At 70.1% G+C, this 21,543-nt stretch carries 18 protein-coding genes; 8 read left to right on the top strand and 10 right to left on the bottom strand.

Annotated features, from left to right (window positions below; translation table 11 throughout):
• Nucleotides 1–12: 12 nt before the first annotated feature.
• Nucleotides 13–747 carry a metallophosphoesterase family protein gene (locus FB561_RS11300; protein ID WP_145805807.1) on the bottom strand — a complete coding sequence of 245 codons (735 nt, stop codon included), beginning with the start codon at nucleotides 745–747 and terminating at the stop codon, nucleotides 13–15.
• Between the two features lie 86 nt (nucleotides 748–833).
• On the opposite strand from FB561_RS11300, the gene FB561_RS11305 reads away from it, so the two are divergent.
• On the top strand, nucleotides 834–1,781 hold the full coding sequence (locus FB561_RS11305) for a hypothetical protein (protein WP_145805809.1): 948 nt from the start codon (nucleotides 834–836) through the stop codon (nucleotides 1,779–1,781).
• 19 nt (nucleotides 1,782–1,800) lie between these two features.
• Here FB561_RS11305 and FB561_RS38220 read toward each other — a convergent pair whose 3' ends face one another.
• Nucleotides 1,801–2,994, bottom strand: coding sequence for a hypothetical protein (locus tag FB561_RS38220; RefSeq protein WP_202880948.1), 1,194 nt, complete (start codon nucleotides 2,992–2,994; stop codon nucleotides 1,801–1,803).
• Nucleotides 2,991–4,172 (bottom strand): hypothetical protein, encoded by a 1,182-nt coding sequence (locus FB561_RS11315; protein WP_145805811.1) that lies wholly within the window; start codon nucleotides 4,170–4,172, stop codon nucleotides 2,991–2,993. Before FB561_RS11315 ends, FB561_RS38220 begins: the two co-directional genes overlap by 4 nt.
• 144 nt (nucleotides 4,173–4,316) lie before the next feature.
• Here FB561_RS11315 and FB561_RS11320 point away from each other — a divergent pair, with 144 nt between their 5' ends.
• Nucleotides 4,317–5,864, top strand: a complete 1,548-nt coding sequence (locus FB561_RS11320; RefSeq protein WP_145805813.1) for a serine/threonine-protein kinase — start codon at nucleotides 4,317–4,319, stop codon at nucleotides 5,862–5,864.
• Here FB561_RS11320 and FB561_RS38580 read toward each other — a convergent pair.
• The gene (locus FB561_RS38580) at nucleotides 5,861–6,262 is read right to left on the bottom strand and encodes a hypothetical protein (protein ID WP_238334768.1); all 402 of its coding nucleotides are present in this window, start codon (nucleotides 6,260–6,262) and stop codon (nucleotides 5,861–5,863) included. The genes FB561_RS11320 and FB561_RS38580 overlap by 4 nt on opposite strands.
• Nucleotides 6,263–6,381: 119 nt before the next feature.
• On the opposite strand from FB561_RS38580, the gene FB561_RS38970 reads away from it, so the two are divergent.
• The 5 genes from FB561_RS38970 (at nucleotide 6,382) to FB561_RS11345 (ending at nucleotide 11,197) form a co-directional block, all read left to right on the top strand.
• Nucleotides 6,382–6,507 carry a hypothetical protein gene (locus tag FB561_RS38970; RefSeq protein ID WP_272952541.1) on the top strand — a complete coding sequence of 42 codons (126 nt, stop codon included), beginning with the start codon at nucleotides 6,382–6,384 and terminating at the stop codon, nucleotides 6,505–6,507.
• A gap of 493 nt (nucleotides 6,508–7,000) precedes the next feature.
• A complete protein-coding gene (locus tag FB561_RS11330) occupies nucleotides 7,001–8,326 on the top strand; it encodes a dipeptidase (protein ID WP_145805815.1) in 1,326 nt (441 codons plus the stop codon).
• A 77-nt stretch (nucleotides 8,327–8,403) separates the two neighbouring features.
• Nucleotides 8,404–9,528 carry an NAD(P) transhydrogenase subunit alpha gene (locus FB561_RS11335; protein WP_145805817.1) on the top strand — a complete coding sequence of 375 codons (1,125 nt, stop codon included), beginning with the start codon at nucleotides 8,404–8,406 and terminating at the stop codon, nucleotides 9,526–9,528.
• On the top strand, nucleotides 9,525–9,830 hold the full coding sequence (locus tag FB561_RS11340; RefSeq protein ID WP_145805819.1) for an NAD(P) transhydrogenase subunit alpha part 2: 306 nt from the start codon (nucleotides 9,525–9,527) through the stop codon (nucleotides 9,828–9,830). The genes FB561_RS11335 and FB561_RS11340 overlap by 4 nt, the downstream gene beginning before the upstream one ends.
• The gene (locus tag FB561_RS11345) at nucleotides 9,827–11,197 is read left to right on the top strand and encodes an NAD(P)(+) transhydrogenase (Re/Si-specific) subunit beta (protein ID WP_145805821.1); all 1,371 of its coding nucleotides are present in this window, start codon (nucleotides 9,827–9,829) and stop codon (nucleotides 11,195–11,197) included. Before FB561_RS11340 ends, FB561_RS11345 begins: the two co-directional genes overlap by 4 nt.
• On the opposite strand, the gene FB561_RS11350 is transcribed toward FB561_RS11345, so the two are convergent.
• From FB561_RS11350 to FB561_RS11370, 5 genes are all read right to left on the bottom strand, one after another.
• Nucleotides 11,184–12,992 (bottom strand): ABC transporter ATP-binding protein, encoded by a 1,809-nt coding sequence (locus FB561_RS11350; protein ID WP_145805823.1) that lies wholly within the window; start codon nucleotides 12,990–12,992, stop codon nucleotides 11,184–11,186. The genes FB561_RS11345 and FB561_RS11350 overlap by 14 nt on opposite strands.
• A gap of 1 nt (nucleotide 12,993) precedes the next feature.
• Nucleotides 12,994–13,917, bottom strand: a complete 924-nt coding sequence (locus FB561_RS11355) for an ABC transporter permease (protein ID WP_145805825.1) — start codon at nucleotides 13,915–13,917, stop codon at nucleotides 12,994–12,996.
• Entirely contained in the window at nucleotides 13,914–14,909 is a 996-nt protein-coding gene (locus FB561_RS11360) for an ABC transporter permease (RefSeq protein ID WP_145805827.1), read from the bottom strand. Before FB561_RS11360 ends, FB561_RS11355 begins: the two co-directional genes overlap by 4 nt.
• A gap of 1 nt (nucleotide 14,910) precedes the next feature.
• Nucleotides 14,911–16,593 carry an ABC transporter substrate-binding protein gene (locus FB561_RS11365; RefSeq protein ID WP_145805829.1) on the bottom strand — a complete coding sequence of 561 codons (1,683 nt, stop codon included), beginning with the start codon at nucleotides 16,591–16,593 and terminating at the stop codon, nucleotides 14,911–14,913.
• A gap of 95 nt (nucleotides 16,594–16,688) precedes the next feature.
• Complete coding sequence (locus FB561_RS11370; protein WP_145805831.1) at nucleotides 16,689–17,681, bottom strand: LacI family DNA-binding transcriptional regulator; 993 nt, start codon at nucleotides 17,679–17,681, stop codon at nucleotides 16,689–16,691.
• A 126-nt stretch (nucleotides 17,682–17,807) separates the two neighbouring features.
• Between FB561_RS11370 and FB561_RS11375 the strand changes: the two genes are divergently transcribed.
• Nucleotides 17,808–20,183: a beta-galactosidase gene (locus tag FB561_RS11375; protein WP_145805833.1), complete on the top strand. Its 2,376-nt coding sequence runs from the start codon at nucleotides 17,808–17,810 to the stop codon at nucleotides 20,181–20,183.
• Nucleotides 20,184–20,519: 336 nt separating this feature from the next.
• Here the strand turns inward: FB561_RS11375 and FB561_RS11380 are convergent, their stop codons facing one another.
• Nucleotides 20,520–21,503: a helix-turn-helix transcriptional regulator gene (locus tag FB561_RS11380; RefSeq protein WP_238334769.1), complete on the bottom strand. Its 984-nt coding sequence runs from the start codon at nucleotides 21,501–21,503 to the stop codon at nucleotides 20,520–20,522.
• Nucleotides 21,504–21,543: the final 40 nt, after the last annotated feature.

A 21,543-nucleotide genomic window follows, 5' to 3' on the forward strand; every position in this document is an offset into this window, starting at 1 on the left:
GACGGTAGCCGCTCAACCACCGGCGCGCGGCCTGAACGCCTCCAGTGCCTCGGTGTCGGAATAGGTGGACCGCACGTACTCGTCGACCCACGCCTCGCGACCCGGGTACTTCGACTCCCGCACGATCCGCTCGGCCGCAGCTTCCGCGTCGAACGGTGCACGCCTCAACTGCACACCGTCGGCGGTGAGCAAGGCCCAGCTCGGACCAGGCGCCCCGTACGGCATCCCGACGCTGCCCGCGTTCACCACGAGCCGCCGATCCACCTGCCGCGCGAACGGCATGTGCGTGTGCCCACAAACCACGGTCCGCACGTCAGTCGGTACGACGCTGAACACCTCCGCCCACCGCGAGATCGGACTGTCCACGAGCACCATCTCCTCGTCGTCCCGAGGCGTCGCATGACAGAACAGAACGTCCCCGACAGTCACCGAAGTCGGCAGGCCAGCCAGCAACTCCACCTGATCAGCCCGCAACTGCGAAGCCGCCCAAGGAGTCACGGCATCCGGCGGATCCACAGGTTCGCCGCGAGCCATCGAGACCAACTCCCGATCTGCATTCCCCCGAACCCACAAAGCCCGCGCCCCAAGCCCCACCAGCAAGTCCAACGTCTCCACCGGCATCGGCCCACTGGCAAGATCCCCAGCCAGCACAACCGTCTCAGCAGCCTGAACCTCAGGCTCGGCCAACACCGCCTCCAAAGCCGGCAGCACCCCATGAACATCGGCCAGAACAGCAACAGATCGCATACCGCCCAGTCTGCATTTTCGGCGTGGCCCACAACCATCTACTCTGCCGTCGGCAGACAGGTGGTCTGCGGGGGTGCTTTCTGGGGGTGTGGACTGTGCGCCGAGCAATTATCGGCCTCACCGGTGTGGTTGTCCTGATGGCATTGTCCGGCTGCGACGCCGGCCGGGAGGAGTCTGCCGCGCATCAGACATCCGCGAGGAACACGCCGGCCCCGCTACCGGCCGGAAGCCTGTGCGACCGCGTACGGCCGACGCTTGCCGGCGACTGGAAGGCCGAGGATCAGCCGCCTGGTCCCTTTCCGCTCTCGGACGTCTGCCAGCTGACGAACTTTGCCGATCCGAACAACCGGTACAAGATCTCGGTGACGGTCCTGCCCGTTTCGGCCGCGGATGCGGCCGAGTTCCGGAAGGTCGAAGAACGCGGGCTGAAGGATCGCTTCGTCGTCGAACCGGTCGACGGCGCGGTCGGCCAGGACTCTTGGTCGGTGAATCCAGCAGCGTCCGGTCCATGGCTGGTGTTCCGGACCGGTGGACGACTGGTGAGAGTCCGCCAGAACGTCAGCGGCGAGGGGCAACTCGAAGCAGTCGAGGCCGTCGCACAGACGATCGACAGCCTGCCCGGAGGAATCCCGGCCGCGCAGGCGATTCAACGGCGCCCGGAGTGCGACCGGGGGACTGCCGCCGCGGAGCGACTGCTGGAAGCCAAGGCGTCAGCTCGGCGGGACACGTTGGTCAACGGATTCGTCACGTGTCGGTGGGGCTCGCAACGCCGAGCGGCGTCCACCGAGGGCGGCGGACCGGCCTCGGAGGCCTGGCTAGGTTTCACGAACCTGAAGGACGCCGGTGACGACTCGAGGTCCTGGGTTCGCCGAGTCGCGGTCGGCAAGGAGGGCTGGCAGCAGGACGACGGCTTCCTGGCTTACAAGATCACCGAGAACGCGTACGTCAACGCCGCCGGTTACCCCCCGTTGACGACCAAGTCCGCAAAAGTCCTCGACCTGGCCCGGGCCATCGCGCCGGCCTACCGGCGCTGAGGCCGCCGGCAGAAAGCTGTCAGGAGGAGAGCATGACCTGGGTGGTGGAGATGGGGGTGGCCAGTTCGCATTTGCCGGTGGGGAGGGCGCAGCGGATGAGGGCTCCCTTGGTTTCGGGGCCGTCGTCGGCTTCGATCAGGAAGTGCTGGTCGTCCTCGACGACCGTGCGTTTGAAGGAGAGGCCGCTCCATTCGCGGAGCAGGTTGCCGTTCCTGGTGTCGAGGGCGGCGGAGATGCCGTCGGCGTAGCCGTCCTGGTACGAGGGGGCGCCGACGGCGGTCTGGCGGTCGGCGGTGAAGGCGACCGGCTGGTACTCGCAGGTGCGCCACAGGCGTTTGCCGGTGGCAACTTCTGTGAGGAAGGAGCAGGTACCGGCATCACCCATCACCGTGCGGGACGAGGCGAGCAGGCCGTCCTGGCTGACGCCGATCGGGTTCGGGACCGTCTTGACCAGGGTCGAGGTGGACGTACCGGGGACCCAGCTGGACAGGTTCCAGCTCGGGGTGCCGTTCTCGTCCGACCACTGGAACCAGACCTTGCCACCCGCGTACGCGATCACCTCGACGTGCCACGCCTTCGGCAGGCTCAGCTTGTCCCGGCGGGTCTCGTCGTCCGCCACCTCGGCGTACAGGGTGCCGCCGCGGAGTACCTCGCCGTCGGAGCTGAGCTTGGACGCCGCGTACGCCGCGGCCGACTGGTCGTCGGTGGTCACGATCGTGGTGACGTCCGGGATCCGCTCCGGCTCGTACCCGTCGTACCGGATCTTCAGCAGCTCGGTCCCGGTGCCCTTGGTGACCACCGCGAGGGCGGCGCCACCGACTCGGGCGATCCGCTGGATCTGCTCGTTGCCGGGGATCTTCACCGGGTCCCCCGCGCCGCCGCGGATCTCACGGCCCACCAGGTACGGGATCTGCGGAGCCCGGCCGCTCGGCAGCTTGCTGAGCTTCAACGCGACCTTGGTCGGGCCCGTGTACGTCGGTCCGCTGGGCGTCATCGACGGCTTCACGGACGGGCTCGACGGAGTAGTCGACGGCGTACGCGACGGGGTACTGGACGGGGTACCGCTCGGGGTGGTGGACGGGCCCACCAGGGGCGCGGCGACGTCGCCGTCGGCCCGGGGTCCCTGCTGGTACGCGAGCACGCCCCCGATGGCGACCGCGGCGACCGCGGCCGAGGCGACGAGGGCTGCCAGTCGGGTGTTCGTCGGCCTCATGACCAGTCTCCCAACAGCTGTAGGTCCGATCTCGGACGGTCGGTCAGCGGCGTCGCCAGCTCGCAGCCGCCGGTACTGATGGTGCAGCGGATGATCGCGCCGCGGGTCCCCTCGCCGCTGTCGGCGACCAGCAGCAGGTGGTCGTCGTCCTCGGCCACCGCCTGGCGGAACTGCGGGCCGGTCCACTCGCGCCGGACCTTGCCGTCAGCGGAATCGAGCGCGACGACGAGCGGATCGGCGCCGCCGTTGCGGAAGTCGGGCGTACCGATGGTGGTGTTCGTGTCCGGGGTGAAACCGGCGATCGCGTAGTCGCAGGTCAGCCAGCGCCGGCTCCCCGACGGCAGCTCGGTGACCGTGGAACAGAAGTTCTGGGCCGCACCGGCGACGAAGTCCGCGGCCAGCGCGCCGGTGGGATCCACGCCGACCGGCGATCGGACGCCGCTGATCCGCTCGACGTCGCCGCTCGCCGAGTCCCAGACGTACAGGGCGCTGGTGGTCCCGTTCTGGTCGGTGTCCGCGCGGAACCAGATCTTGTCCCCGGTGACGGCCAGGACGTGCGAACCCCAGTCGTTCGGCCGCTTCAGGGTACGAACCGTGTCCCGCTCCCAGGTCACCGTGCTGCCCTTGGCGCGGGTGTTGTCGGGGTTGCTCCGGGCGGTCGCGTACGCGGCGGTCGTCTCGTCCGGCGACAGGACGAGGCTGCCGACGTCGGGGATCGGGGTGCCGGGGCGATCTTCGGTGATGCCGGTCCGGACGAGCTCGGTCCGGCCGGAGTCGTCGGTGAGGACGGCCAGCAGGTTTCCGCCGCGGTTGGCGGCCCGCAGGATGTCCTTCCGGCCCGGGATCGTCATCGCGCGCTCGGAGGAGTTGACGCCGCCACGGGTTCCACCGGCGACGACCCGCCCGAGCCGGTACTGCAGCTGGGGTGCCCGCCCGGTCGGCAGCTTGGCGAGATCGAGCTTCACCTTGGCGGTGTCAGTCGGCGCCGTCGGTTTCGCCGTCGGCTTCGGGGTCATCGGGACCGTCGTCGGGGTCGTCGACGGGACCGGGAGCGGCGCCGCGGCGGCGGCCGGTCCGTCCACGGGGCGCCGGCGGTCGGCGGCCACGCCACCGGCGACGACGGCGAGGACCGCGACGGCGGCCAGCGTCGCGGTGACGGCGGCGTTCGGAGATCTCACTCTGCTCGTTCCCGGTTCTCACGGCCGGCCGGCGGGTGCCGGCCGGGGCTACTGACCCCGGTGAGACGCCGGGACCGGGCGGTTTGTTCGCCCGGCGACCGGTGCAGCGACCCGGTCGCAGGAAGGATCGAGCATAATGCGGGGATGGACCAGCCAGCGCGGATCGGCCGGTACGCCCTGGTCCGCCGGGTCGGTGCCGGGGGTTTCGCGACCGTTTGGCTGGCCCGGGACGAGCAGCTGGACGCCGAGGTCGCGGTCAAGATCCTGTCGGACAACTGGATCGACGAGGACGACGTCCGCCGCCGATTCCTGGCCGAGGGGCGGTTCCTGCGCCGGGTCGACTCGCCGTACGTCGTCGGCGTGCACGACATCGGCGAGGCGGAGGACGGCCGCCCGTACCTGGTCCTCACCTATGCCGACGGCGGGTCGCTCGCGGATCGGATCAAGGCCGGGCCGCTGGCGATCGGCGAGGTCGTCAAGGTGATCGGCCAGGTCGGCAGCGGGCTGCGCCAGTTGCATGCGCGCGGGGTCCTGCACCGGGACGTGAAACCGGCGAACGTGCTGTTCCGGACCGATCCCGCCGGTGACCGGGCGATGCTCGGCGACCTCGGGCTCGGCAAGTCGCTGGAGACCGTGTCGCAGCTGACCATGCCCGGCGGCACCCCGGCGTACGTCGCGCCCGAGCAGGTGATGGGGGACCGGCTGGACCACCGCGCCGACCTGTACTCGCTCGGCGCGGTCGCGTACGCCGCGTTCACCGGCCAGGCGCCGCACGGTGTGAACAGCCTGGGCGCCGTGATGCGCATCGACGCTCCGCCGCCTTCGATGACGACCCTGCGGGAGGACATCCCGGAGGCGATCGACGTGGTCGTCCGGCGGGCCCTCGAACCGGATCGCGACCGGCGCTGGCCCGATCTGGCCTCCTTCCTCACCGCGTTGGACGAGGCGCACCGGACCGGCAAGATCCCCGCGGACCTGGTCCCGGCGGATCGCGAGGCGGCGACCGGCCCGGGTGCGCTCGACCAGCAGACCCAGCTCGGCAACGCCGACCACCCGACGGTCGCCGCGAGCGCCGACACGGCCGGAGCCACAAGCGCGGCAGGGACGAGCACTGCTGAAGCCAAGAGCGCGGCGGGGACCGCGAGCGACACCGATGCGGCGACGGCAGCCGTTGAGCCGGCGGGCGGCGGTGGAACCAAGGAGCCGCGCCGGACCAGGGCCTGGCTGGTCGCCGTGGTGCTCGCCGTCCTGCTCGCCGCGGGCGGTGGGTACGGCGGGTACCAGCTCGTGATGAGCCGGCCGGTGACGGTCATCGCGGGCCGGCTGGCGGTCGACGTACCCCGCGACTGGAACCAGAAGGCCGTCGCCACCGACGAGTCAGCGTTGCTCGTCAGCACCCGGACCGATGAGTGGCAGAGCACCCGGAACGTCCCGGGCGTCTTCCTCGGCGTCGTCTCCGCCAAGGCGCTCCCGACCACGAGTGCGGCGCCGTCCGGCTGTACCGCGGCCGGTTCGACGACCGGCGAGTTCGGCGGGAAGGCCGGGGTGACCTTCGAGTACCGCTGCGCCGACGTGCTGATCAGGGAGCGCTTCGTCCAGATCTCCGCGAGCCAGCTGCTGCGGATCCAGGTCCGGACCGGTGACCCCGACACGCTGGCCGAGGTCACCGATTCGGCGACCTACACCGTCTAGGGCACCAGCGACAGCAGCGACGACACCGACGCCTTGTGCAGCCGCGGGATCACGTTCAGCGTCGCCGGGTCACTTCCGTACAGGTGCGACGCGGACTCGTAGACCAGGTACGCGGTGCCGTTGTACTCGGTGATGCCCTCGGTCATGCTCGGTGCCCGGAAGCAGCTCAACGCGGCCGCGTCCAGGTCCTTCTGCCCGCGCTTCACCACGTACAGGTTGCTGCGGTTCCCGCGACCGTACGACGTGCTGTAGACGAAGTGGTTCGCGGTGACCATCAGGCCCTGTGTCTTGGTCGGGATCTCCCACGCACCGGCGACCGTGGTGAGTGTGCCGTCGTCGGCGATCTTGTACTCGTACATCGTGCCGCGGCCGTCCGCGTTGAACGTGCCGGACCACAACGAGTCGCCGTAGTCTGGTCAGGAACGAGGAGCCGGCCACCTCCCGCGCGGTCCCGACCTGGGCGAGATAAGGCGTCCCGGCGGCCTTCAGCGCGTCGCGCAACTCGGTCAGCCGGTACTTGCGGATCGAGCTGCCGGCGCCGGACACGAACGCCCAGCCCTTGCTCGTGGTGATGCCGCCGACGTGGGACTCGGCGATCGCGACGACGCCGACGACCGAGCCGTTCGCCGGGTCGATCCCGTAGATCTGCGAGTCCGCGCCGGCCCGGTACGAGGCGACCAGCAGCAGGTTCCGGCCGGCGCCGTCCCAGTTGTACCAGGTCCCGGCGCCCTGCGGCGTGTGCGTCGACAGGTTGGGGATGCCGTGGCTGTTGCTGAACCGGGCGTCGTACTTCTTCGAGGCGGACGGTCCGTCGTAGAAGGTGGCGCCGCCGGTGGTCGCGGTGTCGCAGCTGATCGCGGCCTGCGCGACGGTGGGGGCGACGACCGGGGCGGCGACCGCGGTGAGGGCGGTCGCGGTGGCGAGGAGGGCGATTCCGAGCGGGAGACGTCGGGGCATGGGCGGAGGTCCTCTCAGGTTGGGGCGGTAACCTTCGGGAATTCCAAGGTAAGCCGGAAAATCCTCACCGGCGAGAGCTCGCGGCGGCCCAACTGAGCGTCAACAGCAGCGCGACAACGCCGCAACAACGGTCTCGACCGGCCGATGAACCGGGCGGGAGGACGCCGTACGGTAGGCGCATGACCGATCTTGCCGCGGCGATCGACCGCGTTCTGCCCTCCGTCCGCGCCGACCTCGAGGACCTCATCCGGATTCCCTCGGTCAGCGCGGACCCGGCCCGGGCGGCCGACGTCCAGCGGTCCGCCGAGGCGACCGCCGCGTTGTTCGAGGCCGAGGGCTTCACGGTCCGGATCGTCCGGGCCGGGGACGGCGCGCCCGCGGTGATCGCGAAGAAGCCTGCGCCGGCGGGCAAGCCGACCGTGCTGCTGTACGCGCACCACGACGTCCAGCCGACCGGGTCTCTCGACGAGTGGACCTCGCCGCCGTTCGAGCCGACCGAGCGCGGCGACCGGCTGTACGCCCGCGGTGCCGCCGACGACAAGGCCGGGATCGCGGCCCACCTCGCCGCCGTACGGGCCTTCGGCAACGATCTGCCGGTCGGCGTGACCGTGTTCGTCGAGGGCGAGGAGGAGATCGGCTCGCCGACCCTGCTGCAGTTGCTGGACGAGTACGCCGAGGAGCTCACCTCGGACGCGATCGTGATCGCGGACTCGGGCAACTGGGCGATCGGCCAGCCGGCGTTGACCGTGTCGCTGCGGGGTCTCGTCGACTGCTACGTGGAGGTGCGGACCCTCGACCACGCGGTCCACTCCGGCCTCTTCGGTGGCGCGGTGCCGGACGCGCTGACCACCTTGTGCCGCTTGCTGGCCACGTTGCACGACGACAACGGTGACGTCGCCGTCGACGGTCTGCACGCGAGCCGGGCCGCCGAGCTGGAGTACCCGGAGGACCGGTTCCGCGCGGAGTCGAGCGTGCTGGACTCGGTGCGGCTGATCGGGTCCGGCACCCTGGTGGACCGGTTGTGGACCAGGCCGGCCATCTCCGTGCTGGCGATCGACGCCCCGCGGGTCGCGGACGCCAGCAACACGCTGGTCCCGGTCGCGAAGGCCAAGGTCAGCCTCCGGGTCGCACCGGGTGACGACTCGACCAAGGCGATGCAGGCCCTGTGCAACCATCTCGAGCAGAACGTCCCGTGGGGTGCCCAGGTCACCGTGACAGAAGGGGATATCGGCCAGCCCTGCTCGATCAACGCCCGCGGCGCGGCGTACGACGCGGCCCGGTCCGCCTTCGCGACGGCGTGGGGTGTGGAGCCGGTGGACACCGGGATGGGCGGCTCGATCCCGTTCATCGCCGAGTTCCAGCAGGCTTTTCCGCACGCGGCGGTGCTGGTCACCGGCGTCGAGGACCCGGACACCCGGGCCCACGGGGTCGACGAAGGCCTGCATCTGCAGGAGTTCGCGAAGGTCTGCCTGGCCGAAGCGCAACTACTGCAGAACCTGGCGTGATCACCGTGATCAAGTTGTGGCCATGATTACCGGACCGGGCTTTCCGGCGACCCACCGTTTGGCATAGGTTTCGGCGAGTGAAGATCGCAGTAGTGCGAGAGACCAGACCGGCCGAGCGCCGGGTGGCACTGGTGCCGGAACAGGTCGCCAAACTGATCCAGCTCGGCTACGAGGTGGCGGTCGAACCGGCGGCCGGCGAGCGTGCGCTGTTCTCCGACGACCAGTACCGCGAGGCCGGGGCCGAGGTGGCCTGGGGTGCCGATCACGCCGCGACCGTGGTGGCGTCGGTGCAGCCGTTGGAGCGGGAACGCCTGCAGCGGCTGCACGCCGGGACGGCGCTGATGTCGTTCCTGCCGACGAACCCGCCGGACGTGGTCCGGGCCGCGACGTCGGCCAAGCTGACCGCGTTCGCGATGGAGCTGATCCCCCGGATCTCCCGGGCCCAGTCGATGGACGCGCTGTCCTCGCAGGCCCTGGTCGCCGGGTACCGCGCCGCGATCGTCGCGGCCGAGCGGCTGCCGCGATTCTTCCCGCTGAACATGACCGCCGCCGGTACGGTCCCCCCGGCCCAGGTACTCGTCCTCGGCGCCGGCGTGGCCGGTCTGCAGGCGATCGCGACCGCGAAGCGCCTCGGGGCCGTGGTCAAGGCGTACGACGTCCGCACCGCCGCGGCCGAGGAGATCGCGTCGATGGGCGCGCAGCCGATCGAGCTCGAGCTCGGCACCCTGGACGGCCCCGGTGGGTACGCCCGGGAGATGACGCCCGAGCGCGCCCAGCTCCAGCGTGACCTGCTGGCCCCGTACGTCGCGGCCGCGGATGCCCTGATCACCACGGCGGCGGTGCCCGGCCGGACCGCGCCGATGCTGGTGACCCGCGAGATGGTCGAGCAGATGAAGCCCGGCTCGGTGGTGGTCGACCTGGCCTCCGAGCAAGGTGGGAACGTGGAGGGTTCGGTGGCCGGCACCGAGCTGACGATCGGCGGCGCCCTGGTCTGGGGCGGCTCGAACGTGCCCAGCCAGCTGGCCGGACCGGCGAGCCGGCTGTACGGCCAGAACATCGCGAACCTGATCACGCTGATGACCCGCAACGCCGCGTTCGACCCGGACTTCGCCGACGAGATCGTGGCCGGCTGTTGTGTCACGCACGACGGCAAGGTGCTGCACGAGCCGACCCGGGAACTCCTGGAAGGACCACTGGCATGACCGAGTCCATCGCGCTGCTGACGATCTTCGTCCTCGCCGCGTTCGTCGGGGTCGAGGTGATCAGCAAGGTCTCCGCCACCCTGCACACGCCGCTGATGTCCGGCGCGAACGCGATCCACGGCGTCATCCTGGTCGGCGCGATCATCGTCACCGGCCAGGCCGAGTCGACCTGGGTGATGATCGTCGGCCTGCTCGCCATCGTGCTCGCGACGGTGAACATGGTCGGCGGGTTCGTCGTCACCGACCGGATGCTGGAGATGTTCCGCGGACCGGGGTCGCGCAAGAAGGAGCTGCACAAGTGATCCCCACCTGGGCCCAGATCGGCTACCTGGTCGCGGCGGTCTGTTTCATCGTCGCGTTGAAGGCGCTGTCGTCGCCGAAGACCGCGCGGGCCGGCAACGGTCTCGGCGCGGCCGGTGCCGTCCTCGCGGTCGTGATCACGTTCGTCGCCTACAAGCCGGATCACCTGGCCCCGATCCTGATCGCGCTGCTGGTCGGTACGGTCGTCGGCGTCGTCGGGTCCCGCCGGGTGCAGATGACCCAGATGCCGCAGCTGGTGGCCCTGTTCAACGGGGTCGGCGGTGGCGCGGCCGCGTTGGTGGCGCTGCTGGAGCTCAGCGAGGTGTCCGCGGACCAGACGGTGTCCGCGATCGCGACCGCGTTCACCATCCTGGTCGGCGCGATCTCGTTCTCCGGGTCGATCGTCACCTTCGCCAAGCTGCAGGAGCTGATGACCACCCGGCCGGTGACGTTCCCCGGTCTGCCGGTGCTGTTCGTGGCCGGGCTGCTCGGCGGGATCGCGCTGGCGGTCTGGCTGGTGTCGGACCCGCGGGTGTGGGTCGGCGTCCTGCTCTGCCTGGTCGGGCTCGCGATCGGCGTCATGCTGGTGCTGCCGGTCGGTGGCGCCGACGTCCCGATCGTCATCTCGCTGCTGAACGCGTTCACCGGTCTCACCGTCGCCGCGGGCGGGTACGTCCTGCACAACTCGCTGCTGCTGGTGGCCGGCACCCTGGTCGGCGCGGCCGGTACGTTGCTGACCAAGCTGATGGCCGACGCGATGGGCCGGTCGGTCTTCAACATCCTGTTCGGCGCGGTCCGCGGCGGCTCCACCCTCGGCGCCGGCGAGGCATCCGAGCGGCCGGTGATCGCGGGCACCTCCGAGGACGTCGCGATCCTGCTCGGGTACGCCCAGCGCGTCATCATCGTCCCCGGGTACGGTCTCGCCGTCGCCCAGGCCCAGCACACCCTGCGCGACCTGGTCGAGGAGCTGCAGGGTCGTGGCGTCAAGGTCGACTACGCCATCCACCCGGTGGCCGGCCGGATGCCGGGTCACATGAACGTGTTGCTCGCCGAGGCCCAGGTCCCGTACGAGCAGCTGCGCGAGATGGACGAGATCAACGGCGACTTCAAGTCCACCGACGTGGTCCTGGTGGTCGGCGCCAACGACGTGGTCAACCCGGCCGCCCGGACCACCCCGAGCGCGCCGATCTACGGGATGCCGATCCTCAACGCCGACGAGGCCCAGCGGGTCATCTTCCTCAAGCGCAGCATGCGCCCGGGCTTCGCCGGCATCGAGAACGAGCTCCTCTACGACCCCCGCACCACCCTGCTCTTCGGCGACGCCCGCGAGTCCCTCACCAAACTCCTGGCCGCGGTCAAGAACGTCTGACCGCGGTCGGCGGGAGCGGGATCGCGTCCAGGAGGAGTTGGGTGTACGGGTCCTGGGCGTGCTGGATGACGGTCAGGGTCGGGCCGCTCTCGACCACGCGGCCGTGGTTGAGGACGAGGACTTGGTCGGCGAGCAGGCGGGCGCTGAGCAAGTCGTGGGTGATGTAGAGCATTGCGATCGCGCGGTCGCGGACCAGGGTGTCGAGCAGTTCCAGGATCTCGGCGCGGATCGACACGTCGAGCATCGAGATCGGTTCGTCGGCGACCAGGACCGAGGGGTCGGGGGCCAAGGCGCGGGCGATCACGACCCGTTGCCGCTGACCGCCGGACAGCTGGTGCGGCAGCTTGTCGAGGTACTGCGTGGCCGGCGACAGCCCCACCGACTCCAGCAGCTCGCCGGCGCGTGACCGGGCCTCACTCCGGGACAGGCCGAGGTGGTTCTGCAGCGGCCGCGACAGCGCGTACGCGATCGTGCGGGTCGGGTTCAACGCGGCGAACGGGTCCTGGAACACCAACTGCGTGTGCCGCCGGTACGCGCTGAGCCGCCGCCCCCGCAATCGCCCGACGTCGACGGCCTGGTCCTCGCCGTGGAAGGTCACCGTGCCTTCGGTCGGCCGCTCGACCCCGGTGACCAGCCGAGCCAGCGTCGTCTTGCCCGAGCCGCTCTGACCCACCAACGCGGTCACCCGGCCGGGGACCAGGTCGAACGAGACCTCGTCCACGGCCCGTTTCACCGAGCCCCGGGACCGGTACTCCTTCACCACGCCTGCCACCGTCAGTACCGGCTCCGCGGTCGTAGCGGAGTCCCGTACTGCGACGAACGAGCTCGTGCGGGTGGTGTCGACAGGCGCTCCACCGGCTTGGTCCACGAGCAGGCAACGCGCCGTACCGTCGCCGGCCGGGAGCAGCGCCGGGTGGTCCGTCCGGCAGGCCTCGACCGCGACCGGGCAGCGCGCGGCGAACCGGCATCCGGTCTGCGGGCGGGACAGGTCCGGCGGCCGGCCCGGGACGTAGCCGACCGAGATCTCGGCGGCCCGCGGATCGGCGTACGAGCCGAGCAACCCTTGGGTGTACGGGTGCAGCGGATCGTTCGCCATCGCGGCGGCCGACTGGCTCTCGACCAGCTCACCCGCGTACATCACCATCACCCGGTCGGCCATCTCCAGCACGGTGCCGAGGTCGTGGCTGATGAACAGCACCGCGAACCCGAGCTCGCCGCGCAGTTCCCGCAACCGGTCCAGGATGTTGCGCTGGACAACGACATCGAGCCCCGTCGTCGGTTCGTCGAGCAGCACGAACCGCGGTTCGAGCGCGAGCGCCAACGCGAGCGCGACCCGCTGCTTCATCCCGCCGGAGAGCTCGTGCGGGTAGCGCCGCAGCACCTCGGGATCCAGGTCGACCAGATCGAGCAGCTTGCGCGCGTCGCCGGTCCGGCCGTGCGCCGCGAACGTGTCGTCGAACTGGGCGCCGATCGTGATCACCGGGTTCAGCGAGTTCATGCTGCTCTGGAACACCGTCGAGATCTTTGCCCAGCGCAACGGCCTGACCTCGTCCTCAGGCGCCGAGCTGACCCGGACCCCGTCGAACAGCACCGAGCCACCACTGATCGCGGCCGGCTTCTCGAGCAGCCGCAGCACCGCGTTGCCGAGAGTGGACTTGCCGCTGCCGGACTCCCCGAGCAGCCCGACGAACTCGCCCTCGTCGATGTCGAACGAGACCCCGTCGACCGCACGCACCGCGGCGCTGTCGCGCGGGCTGTAGGTGACGGACAGGTCGCGCACCTCGAGCAGTGCCATCTCAGTCCTCCCTCAGATGCGGGTTGCTCAGCGCGTCGACGCCGAAGTTGATCAGCGTCAGCGCGGTCATCAGCCCGGCGAACGCGAGCCCCGGCGCGATCAGCCAGGCCCACTGGCCGGTCAGCATCGCGCCGCCGGTGTTCGCCTGGTTCAGCATCGTGCCCCAGCTCACCGTGGTCGGGTCACCGAGACCGAGGAACGCCAGCCCGGCCTCACCGCCGATCGCGCCGAGACAGGCACCCATGAACCCGACCACGACCAGCGAGGTCATGTTCGGCAGGATCTCCCGGGCGATGATCCGGGCGGTCGAGTCGCCGGCGAACTTGGCCGCGGTGATGTAGTCCCGGGTCCGCAGCGTGATGATCTGCGAGCGTTTCAGCCGGGCCCCGTACGCCCAGCCGGTGACGCTGATGACGAAGATGATCAGCCAGAGTCCCTTCACCGGGGCGTACGCGGCGAGCGTGATCATCAGCGGCAGCACCGGCACGACGAGTGCCAGGTTGATGAAGAACGACAGCACCTCGTCGACCGTGCCGCGCAGGTACCCCGCGGTGAGCCCGACGGCCAGCCCGATCACCGTCGACAGGGTGCCGGCCGCGAGCCCGACCACGAGCGACGTGCGCGCGCCGTACACGAGCTGGCTGAACACGTCCTCGCCCTGCGCCGTCGTGCCGAGCCAGTTGCCGCCGCCTGGTCCGATCGACGGGGTGAACGAGTTCTCCCGCGGGTCGTGCGGCGCGATCAGTGGGGCGAGCACGGCCACGACGACGAAGCCGAGCAGCATCAGCAGGCCGATCCGGCACTTGCGGTTCCGCCAGAGGATGACGAACCAGCCGGGCAACCGGGTCGCCCGGGACGCCTCCACCGCCGCGACCTCGGCGTGTTCGGTCCCGCCGGCGGGCTCGACCGGCAACGACGCGCTCATCCGGCCTCCTCCCGCCGGACCCGCGGATCCAGCACGCCGTACAGCAGGTCGGCGACCAGGTTCGCGATCAGCACGCCGACCGTGATGAACAGGAACAGCGCCTGCATCAACGGGTAGTCCCGGTTCGCGACCGCCTCGAGCATCATCCGGCCGAGTCCGGGATAGTTGAAGATCGCCTCCACCAGCACGGTGCCGCCGAGGATGCCGCCGAGCGCGATCGCGAACCCGGTGACGTTCGGCAGTACCGCGATCCGGGCGCCGTAGGTGAGCGCGATCCGGCGCCGGGACAGCCCCTTCGCGCGGGCCAGCCGGGCGTAGTCCTCACCGAGCGTCTGGACCATGTTGTTGCGCATCCCGATGATCCAGCCGATCGGCCCGACGATGAGCAGCGACAAGGCCGGTAACACGCTGTGCTGGAACGCGTCCGAGAAGAACAGCCAGTTCCAGCCGGGGTTGCTGCCGCCGCCGTACCCACCGCCGCTGGGGAACCAGTTCAGCGTGATCGCGAAGACGTAGATCAGCACCAGCGCGAGCCAGAAGAACGGTAGCGTCCCGATGAACGACGAGCCGAGCGTGATCACCGAGTCGACCCGGCTGTTGCGCCGGTACGCCGCCCACGCGCCGAGCAGGGTGCCGATGACGAACGACAGGATCTGCGTCACCCCGACCAGCACCACCGTCCACGGCAGCCCGGCCGCGATCATGTGCGTGACCGAGTACGGGAAGTACGTGTACGAGATCCCGAAGTCACCGCGGACGACGGCGGCCAGGTAGTCGCCGTACTGGGTCAGCAGGTTGCCGTCCGGGGTGCCGAGCATCCGCCGGATCGCCTCGACCTGGGCCGGGTCGATCGCCTGGCTCTGGCCGCTCAACCGGGACACGATCGCCTCGGCCGGATCCCCCGGCTGCAACCGGGGGATCAGGAAGTTCAGCGTCACCGCGGCCCACAACGTGGCCAGGAAGAACCCGGCCCGGCGCAGGAAGTACCGCATCTCAGCTGCCGGCCGGCTTGAGGTTGGTCAGCACCAGCACGTTGTCACCCGGCGCCGCGTACGGGTTCTTCTCGTCCGGCCAGCCGGTCGCCTTGTCGGTCTGGTACTGGAACCACTTCGCGCCGTACCAGAGCGGGATCATCGGGACCTGGTCCACCATCACCTTGGTCAGTCCGGCGACCGCGGTCTTCTGCGCCTCGTCGGTGGTGGCCAGCCGCAGTTCCTCGAGCAACTTGTCGGTCCCCGGGTCGTTCCAGCGGACGAAGTTGCTGGCCGCCTTCTGCCCGATCGCCGCGCTCTGGTCGCTGCCGAGCGGCTCGGAGAAGTTCCGGAACATGTTGCAGGAGCCGCCGTGCACGCCGAACAGCACGTCGTACCGGCCGATCGCGCGGTCGCTCTCGTAGGTCGGCGGGTTCGGCGTCTCCAGGTTCACGTCGAAGCCCTGCGCCTTCAGGTTCTGCACGATGATCTGCGCGGCCGACACCCAGTCGGTGTAGCTGCCCGGCACCTTGAAGGTGAAGCTCAGCGGCTTCCCGTCCTTGCCAAGACGCTTGCCCTGGGCATCCTTCTTGTACCCGGCCGCGGTCAGCGCCGCGTCGGTCGCGGCCGCATCGTAGGAGATCCGGCCCTGGTCCTTCAGGCCTGCCGGCAGCCACTTCTCCTGGCCGGGCACGACCAGCCCGGACTGGCTGGCCGCCTTCACGTAGCCGAGCTGCGCCTTGGTGATGATCTGGTCCCGGTCGAACGCCGTGGTCAGCGCCTTGCGGAACGCCACGTCGTCGAACGGCGCCTTGGTCAGGTTCAGGTACACGCTGATCGAGCCGCCCGGCGGGTACCAGTAGTGGTTGTGCTCGGGATCGCGGTCGACGAACGCCTTCTTGATGTCCGGCACGAACATCGCGTTGGTGTCGTACTCGCCCCGGCTGAGCTTGAGCTGCTCGACCGCGCCGCCGGAGTCCGCCTTGTGGAAGCGGATCTCCTGGACCTTCACCTTGTCGGCCTGCCAGTAGTCCGGGTTGCGCTCGATGGTGAGCTGGTTCGGGTTGAAGTTCTTCACCTTCATCGGCCCGGTCCCGACCGGGTTCTGCGCGTTCACGAACTTGACCGGGTCGGCCTGCTGCGACCAGACGTGCTCGGGCACGACGAAGACGTCCGTCACCAGGGTGAACGTCGACGCGCCCGGCTCCTTGAACTTGATCGTCACCGTCTGCGCGTCCGGCGCCTCGACCGAGGTCAGGTACCGCCAGACGCCCTTGGTGTCGAGCGGCTGGTGCTTCTTCAGCAGGTCGAAGGTGAACGCGACATCCTTGCTGGTGAAGGGCTTCCCGTCGTTCCACTGCACCCCGTCGCGGAGCTTGAAGGTGAGCGTCTTCGGGTCGGTCCAGCTGAACTCGGTGGCCAGCCACGGCTTCGGCGTACAGGAGAAGTTGTCGTAGACCATCAGCTTCTCGAAGACGTAGTCGACGGCGCCGAGCCGGGTCGCCTCGAGGTACGGGTTGTAGTTGGCCTGCGGCGCGGTCCCGCCGCCGAAGTCGCCGTAGTCGAGGTAATCGATCAGGCCGTTCGCGGCGCCGGTACCGGTGCCGCCGCTGCCGTTGGTGCCACTGGTACCGGTACAACCGGCCAGCACCAGCGTGGCCGAGACGGCGACGGCCGCCGTCCGGAGGATGATGGGGCGTTTCATCAGCCTTGCTCCTGTCGTTCGGGCGGTCTCCTCAGCAGGGAGGAGCTGTCCTCAACCGGAGAGGGGGGTCTCCCCGGCCGGGACGTGGAACGGGATCAGCGGCATCCGCAACTGCCGCGCAGTACGAGTTCGGTGGTGAGCACGGTGTTCATCAGCGCGCCGGGATTGCCGACGCCGGACAGCAGCAACCGGGCGGTCACCGCACCGAGCTCGCGGATGGGCTGCCGGATCGTGGTCAGCCCGGGCTGGACCAGCGACGACATCGCGACGTCGTCGAACCCGGTGATCGCGACGTCCTCCGGGACCCGCAGGCCCCGGCCGAGCGCGCCGATCAGGACGCCCAGCGCGGTCTCGTCGTTCGCGCAGACGATCGCGCCGGGCGGACGGCGGCCGTCGAGCAGTTCGCCGGCCGCGATCACGCCGTCGGACTGCTGCATCCCGATCCGGACCGGGTTCTTCGGGGCCGGGACCCGGGCCTCACGATGCCCTTGTTTGAAGGCTTCCCAGCGTTCGGTGACGTCGGGTGAGCCGTCCGGGTTGCCGACGAAGGTGAGCCGGCGGTACCCGTGGTCGAGCAGCAGGTGTCTGGTCAGTTCGGCGACGCGGCTGTTGTCCGCGCGGACCGCGGGAATGCCTTCGAGCGGTTGCCCGGCGAGCACGACCACGGGGACCTCGGCGGCGAGCCGGCGCAGCGTCTCCTCCTGGATGGTGCCGCCGTGGACAGCGATCCCGTCCACCCGGGCAGACATCGCGAGCACGTCCTCGTCGGCGGCCGCGCGGCCGTGAGTCCCGACGATGTGCACACTCGCCCCGGCCTCCAGCGCCTCGAACTCGAAGCCCTGGATCACCTCGGAGAAGTACGGTCCGGCCAGTCCGGGGAACACGATCGCGACCGAGCCGTGCCGTTGCTCGGCCAGCGCCCGGCCCATCTGGCTGGGCCGGTAACCGTGCTCCTCGATCACCTTGAGCACCCGCTCGCGGGTCTCGGGACTGACCTGGCCGGTGCCGCGGGAGACCCGGGAGACGGTCGCGATCGACACGTTCGCGATCTCGGCGATCTCGCGCACCGTGAGCCGCTTGTTGCCCATCCACGACCTCCCGCCGTAACGTTGCAGTAACCGGTTTCAGCGACCATAGGTGAGGAATCGGACACGCGGCAAGGGCGAGCACGTCGTCGTTTCGTCCGAGGCCCGGGTGCTCCGGGAGAGGTCACGATGAGCGACGTCCGGCTCAGCAGGCGCAGGTGGATGGTCGACGGCGAACCCGTCCTGGTGCTGTCGGGGGAGGTGCACTACTTCCGGCTCGACCCGGCGGACTGGTCCCACCGGCTCGACCTGCTGAAGGCGGCCGGCTGCGACACCGTGGCGACGTACATGCCGTGGCTGGTCCACGAACTGCCCGACGGCTCGATCGACCTGACCACGGGGCACCGGGACCTGGCCGGCTTCCTGGATCTCGCCGCGGCCAAGGGGCTGTCGGTGATCGCCCGGCCGGGTCCGTTCGTGATGGCCGAGCTGAAGAACGAGGGCATCCCGTTCCGGGTGTACCGCGAGCATCCCGAGGTCCACCCGGTCGGCTGGGACGGCACCCCGGCGCCGACCCGGGACATCGACTACCTCGCGCCCGCGTACCTGGACGAGGTGCGCCGCTGGTACGCCGAGGTGATGCCGTTGCTGGCTTCCCGGTCGGCGCCCGCGGGTGGTCCGGTCGTCGCGGTCCAGCTGGACAACGAGATCGGCATGCTCTCCTGGGTCACGAACACCCCGGACCTGACCGACGCGGCGCTGGCCGACTTCGCGTCCTGGGCCCGCGATCGATGGGGGACCGAGGGCGCCGCCAAGCGACTCGGGGTCGAGTTCGAGGCGTTCGCGGCCGGGGTACGTTCGCCCGAGGCGGGGTCGTTGGCGCTCCATCACGAGCTGTCGGTCTTCCAGCGCGACCGGTACCGGCGCTACGTCGAGTTCCTGCGGGCCGAGGCGGAAGCACACGGGGTGCGCGGGGTGCCGTTCCTGATCAACCTGCACGGGACCGGTGAGGGACGCGGGCTGACGTACCCGATCGGGATCAGCCAGCTCTTCGAGAGTTACGCGGACGTGCCGCAGCTGACCTCGGGATCGGATCACTACCTGGGTGACCTGACGGTCGAGAACGTGGCCGATCTCTATGTGGGCAACGCGTTCATGGCCGCCGTGCACGGTCCGGACCAGCCGCTGACGTCGCTGGAGTTCGAGGCCGGTATGGGCGACTACGGGGAGGACCTGAGCCGCCAGGTCCCACCGTCCGCGCTGGACCTGAAGACCCGGCTCTGCGTGGCCCAGGGCAACAGGGTGCTCAACTACTACTTGTTTGCCGGGGGCTACAACCCGGTGCTGGACGAGCCGGTCGGCGACGGGAACGACCGGATCGCGTTCACAGGTGAGCGGCACGGGTTCGCGGCCCCGGTCGGCCCCGAGGGTCAGCTGAACCCGTCGTACCCGGTGCTGGCCGACGTGCTGTCTGCCGTACGCGCCGTCGGCGGGTTGCTGGCGGACATGGACGAGGAGTACGACGACCTCGCCCTCGGGTTCGTCCCGGATCACTACCTGACCGAGTACTGCCACCCGGGCGACGACGTACGCCGTGCGGTGGTGCGCGACCTGGAACGGTTCCGCGGGATGGGATCGCGGGAGGTGGTGGCGCGCGCGTTGCTGCTCGGCGGGTACTCGTTCCCGGCGGTCAACCTGCAGGCGCCGTTGACCGAGGAGCGGGCGCTGGTGCTCGCGAGTCCGTCGACGTTGGCCGCCTCGGTGCAGCAGCGGCTGGCCGACTTCGTCCTCGCCGGTGGCCGGTTGCTGCTGGCCGGGATGCTGCCGACGCGCGACGTCGACGGCTCCCCGTGCACGATTCTCGGCGACGCCCTCGGGATCACGGCCGGCTCGGTGATCGAGGGGTCGCCGCACTTCTTCCCCTCGGTCCTGGCCGGCTCCTGGGCCTCCCCGTTGGCGGAGGTGCGCGTCGGCGTACTGCAGCACCTCTCGTCACCGGATGCGGAGGTGTTGGTGCGGGACGTGGCGAGCGGGGACCCGGTGGCCGTCGAAGTACGGGCCGGATCGGGTCGCGCCGTGGTCCTCGCGTGCGACTACCCGGCCCATCTCCCGTTCTGGAAGACGCTGCTGGCCCGTCTCGACGTACGTCCGCGGCATACCCACGACGCCCCGTCACCCGGCATCGTCGTCACCTCGACCGCCGACGCCGCGGGCCGGCGCCTCCTGCACGTCCTGAACGTGGGACCCGTCGACCAGACCTTCACTCTCTCCCGCGACGGCCGCCCCCTCTTCGGCGGCCACCGTCTCGCCCTCCCCGCCCGGACCGGCCGGATCCTCCCCCTGAACGTCCGCCTCGGCGACCTCACCCTCCTGTGGTCGACCACCGAACTGGCCGCCCTCAGCGACACCACGGTGACCCTCCGCCCCACCCCAACCGAAGCCGTCGTCGCTGTCGCCAGCCGCCACCCAGCCGCCGCGCCTGGGGCCACCGTGACCCCAGGCGACCCACCAACCCTCACCTGGCCGGCCGGTGTCACCCCGGTCATCCCGCTCCCGCGAACATGAAGAATTTTCCCGAACTGAGCCGGACCGTCCGGGCGAGCGGCCATTTCCCGCGCCAATTTCGTCCCGGGGTGGTCCGGCGCCGCAACATATTTCTGCCGAGACCGCAACTCGACGGCAGAAACTCGCCACGGAGCCACACGTCGGCGGAATACTGGCCCAGTCCAATTCGACGCATCGCTGAGGGGCGCCGGGCCTCCTCCGCCTGTGTGGACAGCGATCCGGTCCTCCCGGGTCGGCCGGCCGGCGACATTTCCTGGGCGTGCAAAATAGCTTCGCGCGGAAATTTCCTGCGATTCCGGGAAATGTCCGCAGCGGTGAATTGTCAGGCGTGGCGGATTAGACCCAGCCGCGTTTGGCGGCGGCGACGCCCAATTCGAAGCGGCTGGTCGCGTCGAGGCGGTCGGAGAGATTCGCGGTGATCCGCCGGGCGGTGCGCAGGGAGATGCCGAGCAGACGGGCGACCTGCTCGTCCTTGGCGCCGCCGGCCAGCAGCCGGAGCACCTCGGCCTCGTGCGGGGTGAGCGGGGAGCCGTCCTCGCGGTCCTCGGGCGCGAACAGCTCGGTCGCGCGGGCCCAGTACGAGTCGAACAAGGCGAGCGCGAGCGCGACCACGGCCGGGCTGCGGTGGATCACCGCGCCGGCGCTCTCCTGCTCGGGGTTGAGCGGCATGATCGCGATCTCCTGGTCGATCAGCAGCAGCCGCATCGGCAGCGTCGGCGTCGCCCGGACCTCGTTGCCGTGCTTGTGCATGAAGGCGGCGAACTCCAGGCCCTGCTTGGTCACCGTCATGCTCTGCAGATAGATCGTCCGCATCTTGATCCCACGCTCGAGCAGCGGCAGGTCCGGCGACTCCTCGGCCGGGGACAGGATGTCGTCCACGTGCCCGGGGATCAGGCCCCAGAAGCTCTCCCGGGCCTTCGCGCCGAGCTCCTCGACCCGGCGGGACGCGTTCGCCCGGCCCTTCAGGACCTCGACGTCACCGCTCGTCCGCGCGGTCAGCAGCTCGTTGTACTGCTCGGCCATGATCTCCGCGGACGACTCGGCCTCGGCCAGCTCGCCCAGCATCCGGGTCAGCTCGCTGCGCCGCCGCTCGACCAGGCCGGTCAGCCCGACCCGGGGGTGGACGGCGTGCTCGACGCTCGGATTGGTCCAGGTCGGGACCAGCAGGTCGAGCTTGCGCAGGTCGGCCAGCAGTTCGTGGACCTCGTCCAGCGGCCGGTTCACCAACGCGGCCAACTGCTCGGGCGTGGCGTCCGGCGCACGGAGCAGGGCGTGATAAACCGCATAAGTCGCTTCATCCAGACCCAGCGGTTCCAGCACTATCTCGACCCTTCCAACGCCCGTTGGGAACCGACCATAT

Origin of the sequence: Kribbella amoyensis (assembly GCF_007828865.1) — a bacterium.
GTDB classification, from domain to species: domain Bacteria; phylum Actinomycetota; class Actinomycetes; order Propionibacteriales; family Kribbellaceae; genus Kribbella; species Kribbella amoyensis.